A 15868-nucleotide genomic window follows, 5' to 3' on the forward strand; every position below is an offset into this window, starting at 1 on the left:
GCATCGCGACCGATGCATTCGCATCGCGCGACAAAGGCTCAGGAGTTTTGGAAGTGATGCGCGATGCTATCGCGCGAGAATTTCTGCGGAGACAAATTCGCGCAACGCAGCAGCGACCTAGTGAGACAGATGTTTCGACTGCATCACCTGGCGCAGCGCCGCGTAGTGCTGATCATGCACATCCTGATTGAACAGCGACCATGGCTCGGCGCCTGCCAGCAGCGCAGGGACAGCCGCGGCCATGAGATAGCGATAGTTCCTGAACTCAGTCGCGGCGTCGGCATTGCGCCCTTCGCTTACGGCGATGTCGATTCGCCGCAGCATGAGGACGAGTTCCTTGAGACTGTTGCGCGCCGAAACCCGCTGCTGCTCGCCGCCCGACACGCTGGTGTTCTTTCGATCGGGATATCGCTCAGTGAGCTCACGCAGCTCCTGGCCGATGGTGTCGACGGCAAGCGCAACGATGGCCTTGTCGCCCGAAGGAATTGCGGTCGCGAGTACCATGTTGAAGTCATTGATTTCCTTAAGCGTCGCACCCGCGCCATCGCGCTCATAGGGTTGCACGCCATCACCAACCGCCGTGAGATAGGCCACGAGGTCGCGCTTGTCCTGCGCCGACAGGCCAAGATCGAATGCGCGGTCGAAATGATCGACGACCTGATCAAAGCTGTCGAAGCGGCCGTCGTGAAAATAGGGTGCGTTGAAATCCGCGTTGCGCAGGGTCGGCGTCTTGAACAGACCGGAGCCAACGTCATGTTGTTGGTGGTCGACAAAGGCAGCCGACGGGACATGACAACCGGCGCAGCTCAAGCCGGGATCATGCGGAAATGGTTTGGAGAACAAGGCTTCGCCGCGACGTTCGGACTCGCTGACATCGCCAACCAGCCGGCCACCGGGACCGAGGCTCGGATTGGGCAGGAAGTCGATGTCCTGAACATAGGCGACGATGGCGTCGATGATCGCAGGCGACGGTTCGGGCCCGGCGAACTCATTCACGATGACGTTGCGGATGAAGTCGCGCAGCGAAGCCGATCGCCCGTCGCTGCCGTACGGCGCGAGATAGCGCGCACCGCGCAGGCTCGGGATCCTCACCGGATCGAGCACGAGATTGTTCGCCTTCGGATTGAAAAAGGGGCCGGTGACGTCGAAGTTTCCGGGCCGCGTCGACATCTTCGGCATGAAGAATTTGGCGTTACCGACGCCGTTGACATGACAGGTGCCGCAGCTCACGCCGGCTTGCCGTGCCACCTCGCCCAGGATCGACGGCGAATTGAACGCGAGGTCGCCGAGATTCACCATATACGATTTCGCGCCGGCGCGTTCCGATTGGAACACCTCGCGCGGCTTGTCGAGCGCATCCTCGTTCAGCTCGGTTTTTGCCGGCAGGACAGTCTGATTGCCGTCGACGGGAAAAGCCAGCGCGCGTCCAAGCGACGCGACGACAAGCAGACCGGACGCAAGCGCCGTCAGCCGCAACCAAGGCGAGTTCATCGCGCCTGGGCCTCCAGCGTCGGCCGTTGCAGTCCAAGCTTTGCCGAAGCAGTCTGCAGCGCCACCACCAGTTCCTCGCTGGCGCGGCGCAACCGCGGGATATCGACATGCGGCAGGTCGGGCGCCGCGACAATCGCTTCAAGCAGCTCGATCCGATTCGTCACCATTTCATCGAGCTTGCCGTCCGCCGTGTTGAGGGCGGCGGAGAAAATGGTGTGGTAGGCGAAATCGATGCCGGCGATGTTGTTGCGCATATCATCGAGCGAGGTGCCGCTGATGCGGGATTCGCCACCATCGGCCTTGCTTTCCCCGACTTCGTAGGCGAGGCGCGCCGTACCATCCAGCAATCCCTGCGGCGTGAGCTGCATATCCTTGAGCTTGACGTGCAGATTATTCAGATCTTCGACCAAAACGGCAGCATCCTTGTCGACGTCGGTCTGGCCGGCGCCGAACAATTTCGCTTCGATGGCATGGAACCCGCTGTCGGCGTTCGGCCAGGCGTCAATCTTCGCGTCAAGCTCGGGTACGAAGCCGGTCGTGAAGACTTCGGAGCGCTCCCAGCCGGCGCGAGCCGATATCCAGGCTTTCTTCGCGCCCGCGAGATCCCCCGCTGCAGCCTTTTCGCGCAGCGCTCGCGCGCCCGCCAGCGCGCTGCCAATGCCTTCAATCATGTAAGGCCGATAGCGATCGGCGCCTTCATCAAGGACACCGGCGTCTGCGGAACGCACACCGATCAACGTCACCAGCAAGGCAAGGCATGTCGCCACTCGCATCTCATTCACCGTCATTCACGCATCAGCTATCGCTCGCAGCGACGGGAAATATTGTCAGCTTCCTATGCGGTTTTGTGACAGACTGATTGCACGTTGCGGTTTTCTGCTGTGAAGAGTTTTTTCGACGATCACATTCCCGAAAGGCCGCTCCGTACTTGTGCGGTTGCTTGAAAATTGAGCTGCTGATCGTGAACGAAATTCTGGTAAGCACTCACACATTTCGTCATTCATCGTAGCGCTCATGCCAATCGCCAATGAATCTGTGCAGTTCCTCGGATTCTATATCGCCCTTAGCGTGGTGTGCTGCGCATTGGCGCTGATCGACTTTCGTCACGGTATCATTCCGGATGGGTTGAATTTTACGATTGCGATGCTTGGCGTTGCGCAATCGATGGTCTTTGGGAACCTGACAGAAGGCTTAGAGACGCTCGGTGAAGCCGCCGCGGTTGCTGTCATCTTCTTGTTGCTGCGACGCCTCTATTTCCTGCTACGACAAACCGAGGGGCTCGGGCTTGGCGATGTAAAGTTTCTCGCAGCCGCCGCGACCTGGATCGGCGTCACCGGCATTCCAACGTTGCTGTTGATTGCCACCTTGACCGCGCTCGCGACAGCGGGCGGTCTGCAACTCGCCGGACGCCAGATGAAGCGCCAGACATCGATGCCATTCGGCCCGTTTCTGGCCCTCGGCCTGCTGCTCACGCCGGCTTTCCAGCGATGGCTCAGCTAGCGCCGCGTCACCAGTGGTGCTTTGATCGTGCTCACCGGGACGAGATGGACCTCACCTCCTCCCTCGCCGCCTGGTGGCGGCAGTGTGAGCACAGCGCCCTGTTCGTCCTTTTCCATGGTGACTTCCCGCCCGCGAATCGCACTCAGCTTCCAGCCCTGAAAATCTTCGCCGACTTTCAGCCGCAGCGCAGCATTGCTCGATTGATCCAGGAAGATGCCGAAGCCTTCGTCGTCTCCGGCAATGGTGCCAACAAGCGACAGTTGCGGAGGTTCGACTTCCTTCTTCCGCGGCGGCGGAGGCGGCTTGGTGACGACAGGCTCGGCGACAGCGACGGGCGGCGGCCGGCGTGACGGCGAGAACACCGGACGCTCGCGTGTGTTGGATAGTTGCGTCAGCGGAATGCCCCACAACGGATTGGCACTGAGTGGCCGGACCGGTGCCGGCAGTGGTGGAACCGCGCGCATTGTCGTGACCGGTTCGGAAGGCGGTGGCGATGTCAGGACAGGCCCGCCGAGCCGCATGTCATCCAATAGTCCGGCATCCAATGCATCGCCAGCAGCGTCAGGCGCCGCGGCGGCGACGGATTGGACTGACAGCGCCCAGCACATGACGATGACTGGCAAACGCATTACTTGGCCCCTCGCCACTGTCCGGAGACACCCAGCAGCACGCGCAGCTTGCCCAGGCGTTCGCCCGTGTTCGTGTTCGCCCCATCGAGGATGGTCTGCACGACGAGCTGGTCGATGAACAAAAACGGCATGCCGGCCTCAAGATCGTAAAGCACCTGTTGCAACTGTTGTTGCTCGATTTCAAAACTCGCGACCATGCTGATGAAGCCGGCCTTCGCAGGTGTATTGGGAACATCGAGCTGGGTCGACAATACATTGCCGCCGAATTTGGTCACCGAACCCGCCACGCGCTGCAACAGCGTCGCGCCGGCAACCGTGACGGTGGCGCCTTCGAGATAGGCCGATCCAGCTGGCATCGTCTCACCGGGCGCCCCGCCTGCTCTGGGCGTGCGGCCCTCCAACTGCGCCAGCATCGCCGACAACGAGGCGAGTTCGTTGCGCTGACCGATAAGATCGGATAGCGACGATATGGCCACGAACAGCAGCAGGATCAGCAGCCCGATATAGGTCGCGGCCGCCACGAACGGCGAGGTGCTGATTGCCTTCAATGACCGGGCTGATGCGTTCATGAGCCGGATCCAAAATACGCTGATATATTGGCCTCGACGTGAAAGCGCTCGCCCGACTCGTTCGCCGCGCGGGTGGTCGGTGCGAAGAATGTGGCGCGGGTGAATTGCGGCGACTGTTCCATCAGGCGGATGAGCGCGGGGGCGTCCTGGGTCATGCCGACGACCTGCACCTTGCCGCCTTCGATGCGCAGCTCGGTCACATAGGTCGTGTCGGGCAGCACGCGCGAAAGCGCTTCCACCACCATCACGCTCGATGGCGTGGTCTGCTTGCGCTTTGCCAAGAGACCGATGCCGGACGCCACGCCATTGGCGTCAACCCGCAATGCCGCGCGGCGTTGCGAAATCTGCCGCTGGATATCGTCCTGTTCAGATTGCAGCGAACCGCCGAGATAGATGCTGAGGAACAATGAGGCAGCGGCGGCGACGCCCGTGGAGATCAGGGCGACGCGCAACAGGCGCGGCACGTTCGGTCCCGCCATGCTGCACAGCCGCTTGTCGAGCAGCTTCACCCGGACCGGCGTGCCGCTGCCGCCGGCGGCCGGCGCATGGATGGCAACGGAAGCAGCGCCCAACCTGTCCACCAACTGCACCAATGGATCGACTTTCGACGCCGAGGTCGCACTGAAGGCTACTTCGATCCGATCGTCAGCAACCGGGACCGGCGAACTCCAGCCGAACACCGCTTCGCCTGCCGCCCACGGCGTCAGGCGGTCGACCTGAGAGCAAATCATGCCATCGAGAAAATCAGCCGCCCGCGTTGGGAAGTCGAGCAGACGAGTCATGACATGATCGGTCGGCAACTGCACCTCGACACGGCTGCCCTTGAAGGCCGCACTCCACTGCGCCGGCAACGTCGGCTCCGGCGCGCCGTGCTGGATCCGGAAGGAGAGAACCGTCGGAGCCAGATTGTCTTTCGATGCGGTCATGCTGGCGGTGAAGGCGCCGTCAGCATTCTCGTCAAGCTGGATGCGGCGCTGACGCACCAGCCTGTCCGTCATGCCGTCAACCGCACCCGCGACCGCCGCGATCCATTGCTCGAACCACTCCCTGCCCTGCGCGATCATCGCCATCATGTGCTCCCGCGACGTGAAGCGGCGTTTCGCGGTGCAATGTCATCCTGCCAGGACAACACGCGATAGGGGTCGACCTTGTCGCCCATGGCGATCACGACCTCCGAAGTGCTGCGGCGGCCATTGCGGAAACGGATCGTGGTCTCGACGCGATAACAAGGACTCGTCGCGGTCGAAGCATCGTTCTTCCCCGAATCGGACGGCGACGCCGGCAGGGGCCGGTTCAGCGAGGCCGAACTATCTCCGAACGAATTGGGCTTGTTCGCAGGTTTGTCAGGCATCGCCTGGATGACCTCCGGCGCCGCGATCGCCGGATCGACATCGGGAGATCCGTTAAACACAGTCACGAAAGGCAGTGCACGCTCCACCAGCGCGGCCGGGAGGCCGACGACCAGCGCCAATTCATTGACATGGACAAACGGAGCCTGCCGCGGCGAGTAGCCGGCAGAATTGTAACGCGCCTCCTCCTCGTTCGCGCTACCGGGAACGGGACGGGTTCGCCAGCCGACGACCCGATCCGCATATTCAAGGGCCGCGTCCTTGCGGGCGCCCAGCGTGGCAAACAGGCCGGCCAACATTTCCTTGGGAGCGAAGTTCAGATCGATGCGGGCGGCCTCGGAAATGAAAGCGACCTGGACGCTCGCATCATCCATGCGGAATTGGAAGGCTCCGTGGGGAGGCTTGGTACGTTCGTCCGCCAGCGCCAGTTGGTAGGCCGTCAGTTCGAGACTCGCGGATACCAAGGCTTCGGTCTGCAGCGCTGTCTCGTTAACGGCGATCGCCCGCGTGGATGCCGATAAATAGGCGGCGAAGACCATCGCGAGCGATGACAGCGCCGCCAGGATCCAAAGCACGGCAACGATGACGAAGCCGCGTTCGCCTGAGGGTTTACGTGCGCCGATCGCTGTCATCGCGTCCCCCCGGTTCAGTCGCGCCTTGCGCGTTGTTATCGTTGCATTTGCCGTCCGGCTTCGTGCAGTCACTCGGCAATTGCACATGGACTGGCGCGATCGTCGAGACCGACAGCACGCGCTGGCTCGCAGCATCACGCACCGTCAGCTTGATCATTGCCGGCAGCCGGTCCGCGTTTCGCCACGTGCTTTTCCAGACATGGTCGGGACCGGCATAGGCGAATGACAGTCGAAAGGGCGCTTGCAGCAGCACCACCGGGTCGCCGAGATGCGTTTGTTCCGACAGCGACAGCCCAACGGGCAACGGCGTGAAGCGCGTCCGCGAGCGGACCGTGACGAATTCGCCGCGATCTTTGGTTTCACCGAGACGCACCACGTCGAGCCCTGGCCCCGCGTTCGGCCCTACCGCCGTCCGCACGAACGTGACAGACAATTCCGATCCGTCGAACAGCGGCCGACGCGAGTCGCGGTTGGCGGAAATAAATTCGGCTGCGGCCAGGTCCGCGGCAATCCGCTCGAGCGCGATCCCAGCCAGTTCGCTGCGCTGGATCCGGCCAAATCCCTTGTTCCAGTTCGGCAACCATTGCGCGGTGATGCTCGCGAGCGCCGACAGCAATAGCCCCATCAGCGCCAGCGCGACGATGGTCTCTATCAACGTAAATCCGCGCTCATGGGCGCGCCGCGTTGCCGATGCCGGGCTCATTCTGATGGCCTCGGCATCAAGCGTACGGTTCGAACATCGGATAGCGCGCCAGTGGGCGACCTGACGCGTATCCTCACCAGTTCGGCCGTCCATGGCACATTAGCACCCGGCACATTCCAATCGTCACCAAGCGGACTGACGTCGATGGTCCAGCGATAGCCCTCGGCCTGGCCTGTCGAGGTGCCCTGCTGCAATTCCGCGCGCGGCGGAACACCCACCGTCATCAAGGTGCGCGCCGCCTGCATCAGCGCCACGTGCTGCTCCAATGCCCGCACGCCGCGCATATTGCCGGCCATGACGGTACCGATCGCGATGATGGAGACGGCCACCACCGCCAGCGCGACCAGCACCTCGATGATCGTGAAGCCCGCGTCGGGGCGATCAGTTGGTGGCGGTGTCACGGGAAACAACCTCGACTCTTCCGGTGAGCCAGTTGACGCGGATCTCATAGCCGGCGTCGAACCGTGTCAGCGCGATGGATCCGCCACATGAGCTGCCATTGGCGAAGAAGCGAATGGTCGACAGCGCGGCTTGCCGCTGGCAGGTTTGCGGCAACAGCGCATCGAACCGTACGTCCTCGGGAATACGGATCGTCGATCGCGACGAACCGGAATGGATCACGCGGCTTGGCGCGTCGACCAGCGTCGCGATGCTGGTGTTGCGGTTGATGGCGGCGTTACGGTCCGCTTTCAGGAGCGTCGCGGTCTGCAACGCATAGGCCTGCAGCCGCGACCGCGATGTCTGACGCGGAATGAACGGCAGCAACACGGCAGCAAGCAATGCGATGATGGCGAGCACACACACCATCTCCAGCAGGGTGAAACCGCGCTGCGTGACGTCATTCATCTCGGGAGGCTGTCGTCTTTTCGAGAGAAATGTCGGCGGAATTGCCGCTGCCACCCTCCTGGCCATCGGCGCCATAGGAGACGATGTCATAGGGACCGTGCTCGCCGGGCGACCGATAGACGTAAGGGTGATTCCAGGGATCCTTCGGGACATTGCCGCCCTTCAGATACGGCCCGTTCCAGGCGGCGAGCCCCGGCGTCCGCTGCACCAGCGCGGCGAGACCTTCGGCAGATGAAGGAAACCGGCCGGCATCGAGATAGAACAGGTCGAGTGCACTCGAGAAGCTTTGCAGCTGGATGCGTGCGGCCTTGACCTTGGACTCGCTGAGATAATTGAGCACACGCGGGCCGATCAGGCCCATGATCAGGCCGATGATGGCAATCACGACCAGCATCTCGACCAGCGTGAAGCCCTCCTGACCGCGATAGGCGTACTGTTTTCTCTCGCGGGCGGCTCGATGAATGAAGCGAGTGACGAGCAGTTCGGCGATACTCTTGCGCGAAATCATGATGTGACCCTTGCTCTTAACCGACAAGTTGCGTGACCGACAGCAGCGCCGTCATGACCGACACGATCAGTCCGCCGACGACTGTGCTGATCGTGATGATCGCAAGCGGCCCGACGATGCCGACAATGCGGTCAAGGCTGCGCTGCAATTTTGCTTCGTAGAATTCTGCGACCCGCCCCGACAGGACCGGCAACTGCCCGGTTTCTTCACCGAGCCGAAGCATGCGTACCGCCATCGGCGGCAGGCTGTTGGCGACGGCAAGGGCTTCCGACAACTTCCCGCCATGCCGGACGCCGTCGGCTGCAGCGGTCCAGCTCGCTTCGTTTCCTGTCACCGCCATGATGTCAACCAGGATACGCAAGGTGGCCGTGAGATTGACGCCGCTGCCGAGCAGGACACCGAGATTGCGGCAGAACAGGCTGGCGCGATAGAACTGAAAGATGTTGCCGATGAGGGGTAGCTGCGATAGCCCGTTCATCATTGCAGCGCGCACGCTCGCCTGGCGCAACAACCACCAGACGACAGCAATGGTCGCAGTCGCGATCAACATGGCTGCCGTCGCATTGGCACGCAGGAAATCCGACAACTGGATGAAGGTGGCGAGCGCCGTATCGGACTTCGCACCGAAATCCCCGAGCACGGTCGAGAATTGCGGCAGCACGAACAGAAGAAAGAACAGCATCACGCCCGAAGCCGCGACCAATACAAAGGCGGGATACTGCATCGCGTCGGTGAGTTTCCGCCGCATCTGTTCGGAACGCGCGCGCTCAGCGCCCAGCATTTCCAGCACGGAATCGAGCGTGCCCGAGACTTCGCCGACGCGCACCAAGGCGCCATACATCGGCGGAAACAAGCTCGGATGATCTGCCACCGCATCGGCGAAACTCTCGCCGGCGAGGAGAGCCGCCCGGATCTTCGCCACCACCGGGCGCATCCGCCCGATATCGGCATCGCCGGACAGCAGTTCAAGGGCGTCGTCGAGGCGGGCGCCGGCCTTGAGCAGCAGTGCAAGGTCGCGCGTGAACGTGGTGATCTCGGCGGCGCTCGGCCGGCCGAACAGGCCGAGACCTCCCGCACCGGGAGAAGCTCGTTTGTCCTCAATGGTTTCGATCGGCAAGAGCCGCAGATATTCGATCCGGCGCGCGACCTCGGCGGCCGTCGGCGCGCTGATCGTGCCGTTCACGATCTCGCCGTTCTGCGTCAGGGCGCGGTAGCGGAAATTCGGCACGTGGTCACCGCATGGTCGTGACGCGGAGAATTTCGGCAGGCGACGTCAGCCCGGCGCGGCATTTGGCGATGCCGTCGTCGAGCATTGTCGTCATCCCCGCACGGATCGCCATCGCATCGATCTTCAGCCCGTCGGTCTTCTCCCCGATCAGTTCGCGCAACTCGTTGGAGATTTCTAGCAGCTCGAACACACCGAGCCGGCCGCGATAGCCGTTGCCGCCGCAGCGTTCGCATCCGCACGGTTCCTGGATCGTTTCACCGGCGCGAAACCCGAATGCGACAAGCCGCGGATCCTCGGCGAAATCGGCAGGGCCAAGCGTCCGTCCTGATTTGCAGCGTTCGCATAGCTGCCGGACCAGACGCTGCGCGATCACGCCGCGCAGGACCGAACGCAGGAGATAGCCCTCGACGCCGAGGTCGAGCAGGCGTGGCACCGCCGCGGCCGCCGTCTCGGTATGCAGCGTCGTCAGCACCAGATGGCCGGTGAGAGCCGCATGGACCGCAACATGCGCGGTCTCGGCATCTCTGATTTCGCCCACCATGATCACGTCCGGATCCTGGCGCACAAACGAGCGCAATGCGGTGGCAAAGGTCAGACCGATCGCAGGCTTGATCTGGGATTGATTGACGCCGGGAATTTCGTACTCGACCGGATCTTCGATCGTCAGGATCTTGCGCGTCGGCTCGTTGAGGATTGAGAGGATTGTGGCAAGCGTCGTCGTCTTGCCGCTGCCGGTCGGACCGGTGATGACGATCATGCCGTGCGGCAGCGCAAGGAGCTGCCGCAACTTGCTTTCGTCGGATGCGGAGAAGCCCAGTTTTTCCACGACCAGCAATCCGCGATCCTTTGGTAGGATGCGAATGACGGCCGACTCGCCGTGCTGCGTCGGCATGATCGCGACGCGGATATCGATATCGGAACGCCCTGCCCGCAATCGCGCCGCACCATCCTGGGGCAACCTGCGCTCGGCGATATTGAGATTGGCGATGATCTTGATGCGGGAGATGACGGCTTGCGGCAGCACGCCTGACAATGCCGCCACCGGCCGCAGCAGGCCGTCGATGCGCAGGCGGACCACGAGGCTGGAAGCGAACGGCTCGATGTGGATGTCACTGGCGCGAAGTTCGACGGCTTTTTCAAGCAGATCATTGACGGCGCGGACCACCGGCGCGCCGCTCGCAAGATCGCGCAGGCTCTCGATGTCGTCCTCGCGCGGCAGCGCTGCCGCCGGTCCGGCCGCGTCAGTATCATCGACATTCAGTCGCTGATCGAGGACGACGGCAACGTCCTCCGAGGTTGCGATCTTGACCGTGACGGCGGTGCCGAGCACGATCTGCGCCGCGCGTTGCGTCGCCTGATCGGTCGGATCGACGACCGCGAGCGTCATTGTTCCATCGGAGGTGGTGCACGGATAGACCATGGTCTCGCGCAGGAAGCGCTGCGAGAACGACGCCACCAGCGGCGCCGCCGACATCATCTCCTGCAAAGTCATGCGGCCGAGCTCGAAAAAACGAGCAGCCTCATCGGCAAACTCGGCGGGCGAGAGATTGGTGATTTCCCAGATCTTGTGGTGACGGCGATCGGAGCCGCTCTGTCCCGCCGGATCAGCCTCGCCATCAACCGGCGTCAAATGCTTGTTCTGACGGAGGTAGTCGACGAACTGCGAGGACGGATCGCTGGCCATGTCGTCTTTATTCCGTCACATGATTTGAAGCAGCGCAGACGTCAGGCGTGTTGTTATCGATCCGAAGTGTGACAGGCATACGAATGCGGCGCCTGCTCATCGCTAAAGAAAACTTTGAGACTACCCCTCCCTGATCTGAATTGCTGCCTCATTTTCATGCTTCGGCGTCCATCGCAGAATGGTCGCCAGGGCAACAATCACGCAACCAATTTATTTCTGTCATGTTGGCTCGCTAATAATCCGAGGGGACAGGGACGGATCGTCGAACATCCTCCAGTCGGAAACGGCAAGGACTAATGGTGCGCGTAGGCAAGCTGGGCCGCTACCAACGGATTCGTGGCGGCGTTGCAGCCGCCTTTGCTTTGTTGTCGCTGGGGCTGCTGGCGTCCTGCAATTCCGCAACGGTCGGAGGCGTGGATTCGGCTCAAGTCGATATCTCCGACAAGGTACGTTCGCTCGATCTGTTGCCGCGGCAATCGCAACCGGTGAACGCGTCGGGTGCTGGTGGCGCTCAAGGTGGCAGCGTTCGCGCGGCCATGTATGAAGGATCCGAAGTCACGGCGGTGTCGGACGAGCGGCTGCAGCCGACAGCGAACGGCAACGGCTTCGATCTGAACTTTGAGAACACACCGGTTGCAACGGTCGCCAAGGTCGTCCTCGGCGACATACTGCGTGTCGGCTACACCATCGATCCGCGAGTGCAGGGCACGGTGAGCCTGGTGTCGGTCCGTCCGGTGCCGAAGTCGGACATCGTGTTCGTGCTGGAAAATGCTTTGAGATTGAGCGGCGTCGTGCTGCTTCGCGATACGACCGGTTACCGACTCACGCCACTTGGCGATGCGGTCGGCGGTGGCCGGGTTGATACGGCAAGCGGCAATCCCGAACCCGGTTTCGGCGTCTCGGTCGTGCCTTTACAATATGTGTCGGCGCAAACGCTGCTCAAGCTGATGGACAGCTTCGCCACCAAAGCCGGCGCCGTGCGCGCGGATACGACACGAAATCTCATCCTGATTCAGGGAACCGGAGCCGAACGCCGCACCGCGGTCGATACGGTGCTGAGCTTCGACGTCGACTGGATGCGCGGCCAATCCGTCGGCATATTCCCGATCTCGAGCGGCTCGCCCGCTCCAATCATCGCCGAGATGGAGAAGATCGTCGATTCCGGCGAGAACGGCCTTAGTCGGAACATCATCAAGTTCCTGCCGATTGCCCGCCTCAACGCAGTGTTGGTGGTGACCAAGAAGCCGGACATGCTTCGCACCGCGGCGACCTGGATCAAGCGGCTTGATCGAAACGATACCGCGCGAACCACCGTCCACGTTTATCGCGTCAAGTTCGGCGATGCCCGCCAGATCGCCCGGGTGTTGACGGATATGTTCCTCGGCGGATCGTCGTCGAGCCTGACTGAGAGTGCCGACAGCCAGATCGCGCCGGGGTCCGGGATAGCGGCAACTTCAAGCGCCGGGGATCGCCTCTCGCTCAACGGCAATGTGGGATCAAACACAAATGGCGGCTTTGCCTCGCGCGGCAATCTGAGCATGAACGGCGCGGCGGGCCTCGGCGGCAACGGCGGGCTTGGCGCGCAACCGGCCAGTCCCAACCAGAACGGCGGCAGTGCTCCGCTCGACAGCGGCCGCGGTTCCGGAAACGGCCAGCCGATGATGCAGGACGTGCGGATCACACCCGACACCGTCAACAACACGCTGCTGATCTACGCCGACCAGGCGAACTACCGGATCATCGAATCCACGCTGGTGCAGATCGACCAGCCGCAGCTCCAGGTTGCGATCGATGCGACGATTGCTGAGGTCACGCTGAACAATACGTTGTCCTATGGCGTGCAGGCTTACCTGACCAGCAGGAATGTCGGGTTGAAGCCGAACACGGGCTCCATTCTCAACACCCAGGCCACCGCAGCGCCGACGACAATTACCGACCCGACGACCGGGGCGGCCACCGTCGCCGGATCGGTCACCAACGCTTTCATCAATCGGGCCTTCCCTGGCTTCAACTTCCTGATCGGATCTGAAACCCAGCCCAGCCTGATCCTCGATGCATTGCATGCGGTGACCAGCGTCAAGGTGCTCTCCAACCCGTCGCTGGTGGTGATCAACAACCAGGTGGCGACGCTGCAGGTCGGCGACGTCGTCCCGGTGTCGACCGGAAGCGCGACGGTGTTGACGACGAACAACACCGTCGTCAACACGATCGACTATCGCAACACCGGCATCATCCTCCGCGTCTCGCCGCGCATCAGCGTCAATGGCAATGTCCGGCTCGACGTCGAGCAGGAGATCAGCAACGTGCCCGCGGCCAGTGCGAACAGCCTGACACCGACGGTATCGGAGCGGCGGGTCAAGAGCCAGATCTCGGTCGCCAACGGCCAGACCGTGCTGCTGGCCGGCCTGATCAGCGAGCAGCAGAACGGCACCCGCAGCGCCATCCCGGTGCTCGACCAGCTTCCGGGCCTCGGCGATGCCTTCGGACACCAGAACAACTCGACCCAGCGCACCGAACTCATCATCTTCATCCGCCCGCAGATCATCCGCGACGGCTCCGACGCTCACGTCGTGGCGGAAGAACTCCGATCGAAATTACGCGGCAGCATTGCCACGACCCCGACCAACGCCGCAATCACGACCAGCTTCCATTGAGCAGGACAGAGAATGCTGAGCATCCGCGCCGGGCATCGATTTCTCCTAGCGCTCTTGGCCGTTGCGCTTTCGGCAGCCGCCGCGCCGGTCGCGGCCAGCAGTCTTTCGCGCGGGACCGCGGCGTTCCATCGCGGCGACTACGTCAGCGCGTTCCGGGAGCTTGCACCGCTGGCCGAACGCGAGAATGCAACCGCACTCGGCCTGCTCGGCTTCATGTACGAGCATGGCTTTGGCGCGCCGCAGGCCTATGACGCCGCCGCCGATCTCTATTGCCGCGCGGCCGTCCAGGGCAACCCATTCGCGCAGGCCATGCTCGGCTTGATGTACGACAAGGGCCACGGCGTTCCGCAGGATTTCATCCTCGCCTATAAGTGGCTCAACCTCGCGGCGGCCCGAACCACCGGCCGCGAGCGGGACACCTATGCGCGGTTCCGCAACGCAGTCGCTTCAAAAATGTCGACCGATGAGATCGTGATCGGCCAGCGGCTTGCGCTCAACTGGTCGCCGGCTTTTCCTGCGCCCGCCCTGCGAGCGAGCAGGTAGCGTCTCCGTCACATTAAGTCCGGCTGGCCGCGCGCGTTGCGCCGCCCAGTCGACCGCGTCACAGAAGCGTCAAGCCTCCGTCAGACCGTCGCAATCAGGTTGCGATTTGTGACAGAATTGCTACCGTCGAATGTCAGTTCGACTACGCGGGAGCACGGCCCCATGAGTATGGAGTGGCGGGCGCGGCCAAATCCGGTGGTTCGGTGGTGGGGTCTGTTGGCCCTCATCAGCGGCGCCAACATCGCGCTTTGGTTCTTGCTGTACGGCGAGTTTCACCAAGTTCCCTCGGGCGGCCCGGTCAACAGCTCCGGCACCCAGTCCATGTTCCTGCTTTCCGCGGCCTATGTCTTTGGCTGCGCCTTCAGGTCGCTGCTGCCGCGCGCGGATGTTCAGCGTATCTGCCTGGTCGACACCTGGCTATCGAGCGTCTTCGTTGGCCGATCGGTCGCGACCGTGGCCGAGATCTGCTTTGCCGTGCAGTGGGCGATCATCCTCAATCAATTGGGCGGGATGACCGGCGCGGACACCACGTTGAACGCCGCGCAATTGATCGTCCCCCTGATCCTCATTGCCGAGTGCTTCTCGTGGTATGCGGTGGTGTCCACCAACTATCTGGGCAACGCCATCGAGAACTCGATATGGGCGATCGCCTTCTTCGTTGTGGGGGTTGGTCTTTGCCGGCTGCTGCCTGAATTCAACGGTCCGGTTCGTATCGCCCTCATCGTCGCGATCGTGGGAATTGCCGGTTATCTGGCCTTTCTCATTACGGTCGACGTCCCGATGTATTTGAGCCGATGGCAGGCCGGTCTTGCCGATGGCAGCAAGCTTCTCGGTTTTCTCGAGGGGCTCCACGACGTGAGCACGCGCTGGGTCGTGACGCGCGATTTCGAGCATTGGAAAGACGAGATCGCCTGGATGTCGCTTTATTTCAGCGCGGCCGTCTGGGCCAGCCTCGCGCTTTGCGTCGTCTATTCGCTCGACGGTCATCTGCCGCAATATCGCACCGAGGCGGCGGCTGCGAGCTGCCCTGCAGCGGTATGCAGCTTGCCGCAAGGTGCCGGCGATGACCGATATTTTCGTGTGGCCTACGCGCCGAAGTGAGGGCGGCGACGTAGGAGCTCCTGTAGGATGGGTAGGGCGCAGCGAAACCCATCGCGATGGAGCGAGCGGCACGAATGATGGGTTTCGCTTCGCTCTACCCATCCTACGATTCTCTCACGCCTCGCATCAGTGTCGTCCCCGCGAAGGCGGACCCATAACCACAGGGAAGTGTTGTGGCGCGAGCGAGCGGTTGCAGCGGAGCACACGACAACGGCCTGTGGTTATGGGTCCCGGATCAAGTCCGGGACGACGTGGGGTGGGTTCTGATTCAAATTTCAAATAGCGTGAGGATATGAGTCCGCATTCTCGCGGCGCTTTGCGTCCGAGCTTTGCTTCACTTTCCGCCCTCTCATTGAACAGAGGGCGCAGGGAAAGCCGGGTGCCGGTTGCACCCATGGGTCCCGTGCAACAAAAAGCACGGGGGTAGGACC

Annotated in this window: 16 protein-coding genes; 4 read left to right on the top strand and 12 right to left on the bottom strand. The window is 62.4% G+C overall.

Features of this window, described 5'->3' with window-relative positions; genetic code table 11:
- Positions 1-117: 117 nt before the first annotated feature.
- Positions 118-1491, bottom strand: a complete 1374-nt coding sequence (locus AC5ZGW_RS36895) for a cytochrome c peroxidase (protein WP_130227109.1) — start codon at positions 1489-1491, stop codon at positions 118-120.
- Complete coding sequence (locus AC5ZGW_RS36900; RefSeq protein ID WP_245474794.1) at positions 1488-2279, bottom strand: EfeM/EfeO family lipoprotein; 792 nt, start codon at positions 2277-2279, stop codon at positions 1488-1490. The genes AC5ZGW_RS36895 and AC5ZGW_RS36900 overlap by 4 nt, the downstream gene beginning before the upstream one ends.
- 295 nt (positions 2280-2574) lie before the next feature.
- Here AC5ZGW_RS36900 and AC5ZGW_RS36905 point away from each other — a divergent pair, with 295 nt between their 5' ends.
- Complete coding sequence (locus AC5ZGW_RS36905) at positions 2575-2991, top strand: prepilin peptidase (RefSeq protein ID WP_245474795.1); 417 nt, start codon at positions 2575-2577, stop codon at positions 2989-2991.
- Here AC5ZGW_RS36905 and AC5ZGW_RS36910 read toward each other — a convergent pair.
- From AC5ZGW_RS36910 to AC5ZGW_RS36955, 10 genes are read right to left on the bottom strand one after another with little or no spacing between them, the layout of a single operon-like run.
- Positions 2988-3620 carry a hypothetical protein gene (locus tag AC5ZGW_RS36910; protein WP_130227111.1) on the bottom strand — a complete coding sequence of 211 codons (633 nt, stop codon included), beginning with the start codon at positions 3618-3620 and terminating at the stop codon, positions 2988-2990. The two genes, AC5ZGW_RS36905 and AC5ZGW_RS36910, sit on opposite strands and share 4 nt — an antisense overlap.
- Positions 3620-4141, bottom strand: coding sequence for a type II secretion system protein GspM (gspM, locus tag AC5ZGW_RS36915; protein ID WP_245287616.1), 522 nt, complete (start codon positions 4139-4141; stop codon positions 3620-3622). The genes AC5ZGW_RS36910 and gspM overlap by 1 nt, the downstream gene beginning before the upstream one ends.
- A gap of 44 nt (positions 4142-4185) precedes the next feature.
- Positions 4186-5259 (bottom strand): PilN domain-containing protein, encoded by a 1074-nt coding sequence (locus tag AC5ZGW_RS36920; protein WP_130227112.1) that lies wholly within the window; start codon positions 5257-5259, stop codon positions 4186-4188.
- The gene (locus tag AC5ZGW_RS36925; RefSeq protein ID WP_130227113.1) at positions 5259-6170 is read right to left on the bottom strand and encodes a type II secretion system minor pseudopilin; all 912 of its coding nucleotides are present in this window, start codon (positions 6168-6170) and stop codon (positions 5259-5261) included. Before AC5ZGW_RS36925 ends, AC5ZGW_RS36920 begins: the two co-directional genes overlap by 1 nt.
- Complete coding sequence (locus tag AC5ZGW_RS36930) at positions 6148-6873, bottom strand: PulJ/GspJ family protein (RefSeq protein ID WP_130227114.1); 726 nt, start codon at positions 6871-6873, stop codon at positions 6148-6150. The genes AC5ZGW_RS36925 and AC5ZGW_RS36930 overlap by 23 nt, the downstream gene beginning before the upstream one ends.
- Positions 6870-7274, bottom strand: a complete 405-nt coding sequence (locus tag AC5ZGW_RS36935; protein ID WP_028168446.1) for a prepilin-type N-terminal cleavage/methylation domain-containing protein — start codon at positions 7272-7274, stop codon at positions 6870-6872. The genes AC5ZGW_RS36930 and AC5ZGW_RS36935 overlap by 4 nt, the downstream gene beginning before the upstream one ends.
- Complete coding sequence (locus AC5ZGW_RS36940) at positions 7255-7719, bottom strand: type II secretion system protein (RefSeq protein ID WP_130227116.1); 465 nt, start codon at positions 7717-7719, stop codon at positions 7255-7257. The genes AC5ZGW_RS36935 and AC5ZGW_RS36940 overlap by 20 nt, the downstream gene beginning before the upstream one ends.
- Complete coding sequence (gene gspG / locus AC5ZGW_RS36945; protein ID WP_245474796.1) at positions 7712-8227, bottom strand: type II secretion system major pseudopilin GspG; 516 nt, start codon at positions 8225-8227, stop codon at positions 7712-7714. Before gspG ends, AC5ZGW_RS36940 begins: the two co-directional genes overlap by 8 nt.
- A 16-nt stretch (positions 8228-8243) precedes the next feature.
- The gene (locus tag AC5ZGW_RS36950) at positions 8244-9455 is read right to left on the bottom strand and encodes a type II secretion system F family protein (protein ID WP_130227117.1); all 1212 of its coding nucleotides are present in this window, start codon (positions 9453-9455) and stop codon (positions 8244-8246) included.
- Positions 9456-9459: 4 nt separating this feature from the next.
- Positions 9460-11139, bottom strand: coding sequence for a GspE/PulE family protein (locus AC5ZGW_RS36955; protein ID WP_130227118.1), 1680 nt, complete (start codon positions 11137-11139; stop codon positions 9460-9462).
- 296 nt (positions 11140-11435) lie between these two features.
- Between AC5ZGW_RS36955 and gspD the strand changes: the two genes are divergently transcribed.
- The 3 genes from gspD to AC5ZGW_RS36970 all read left to right on the top strand — a co-directional run bounded on the left by gspD (position 11436) and on the right by AC5ZGW_RS36970 (position 15437).
- On the top strand, positions 11436-13793 hold the full coding sequence (gene gspD, locus AC5ZGW_RS36960) for a type II secretion system secretin GspD (protein ID WP_165435300.1): 2358 nt from the start codon (positions 11436-11438) through the stop codon (positions 13791-13793).
- Between the two features lie 12 nt (positions 13794-13805).
- On the top strand, positions 13806-14336 hold the full coding sequence (locus AC5ZGW_RS36965) for a tetratricopeptide repeat protein (protein ID WP_130227119.1): 531 nt from the start codon (positions 13806-13808) through the stop codon (positions 14334-14336).
- 162 nt (positions 14337-14498) lie between these two features.
- Positions 14499-15437: a hypothetical protein gene (locus tag AC5ZGW_RS36970; RefSeq protein ID WP_245474797.1), complete on the top strand. Its 939-nt coding sequence runs from the start codon at positions 14499-14501 to the stop codon at positions 15435-15437.
- Positions 15438-15868 lie beyond the last annotated feature (431 nt).

This window comes from Bradyrhizobium sp. Crot121, assembly GCF_059512385.1.

Coding starts and splice junctions, on each gene's coding strand:
- AC5ZGW_RS36895 (WP_130227109.1), bottom strand. CDS start 1,491: ATGAACTCGCCTTGGTTGCGGCTGACGGCGCTTGCGTCCGGTCTGCTT.
- AC5ZGW_RS36900 (WP_245474794.1), bottom strand. CDS start 2,279: ATGACGGTGAATGAGATGCGAGTGGCGACATGCCTTGCCTTGCTGGTG.
- AC5ZGW_RS36910 (WP_130227111.1), bottom strand. CDS start 3,620: ATGCGTTTGCCAGTCATCGTCATGTGCTGGGCGCTGTCAGTCCAATCC.
- AC5ZGW_RS36920 (WP_130227112.1), bottom strand. CDS start 5,259: ATGGCGATGATCGCGCAGGGCAGGGAGTGGTTCGAGCAATGGATCGCG.
- AC5ZGW_RS36925 (WP_130227113.1), bottom strand. CDS start 6,170: ATGACAGCGATCGGCGCACGTAAACCCTCAGGCGAACGCGGCTTCGTC.
- AC5ZGW_RS36930 (WP_130227114.1), bottom strand. CDS start 6,873: ATGAGCCCGGCATCGGCAACGCGGCGCGCCCATGAGCGCGGATTTACG.
- AC5ZGW_RS36940 (WP_130227116.1), bottom strand. CDS start 7,719: ATGAATGACGTCACGCAGCGCGGTTTCACCCTGCTGGAGATGGTGTGT.
- gspG (WP_245474796.1), bottom strand. CDS start 8,227: ATGATTTCGCGCAAGAGTATCGCCGAACTGCTCGTCACTCGCTTCATT.
- AC5ZGW_RS36955 (WP_130227118.1), bottom strand. CDS start 11,139: ATGGCCAGCGATCCGTCCTCGCAGTTCGTCGACTACCTCCGTCAGAAC.
- gspD (WP_165435300.1), top strand. CDS start 11,436: ATGGTGCGCGTAGGCAAGCTGGGCCGCTACCAACGGATTCGTGGCGGC.
- AC5ZGW_RS36965 (WP_130227119.1), top strand. CDS start 13,806: ATGCTGAGCATCCGCGCCGGGCATCGATTTCTCCTAGCGCTCTTGGCC.
- AC5ZGW_RS36970 (WP_245474797.1), top strand. CDS start 14,499: ATGAGTATGGAGTGGCGGGCGCGGCCAAATCCGGTGGTTCGGTGGTGG.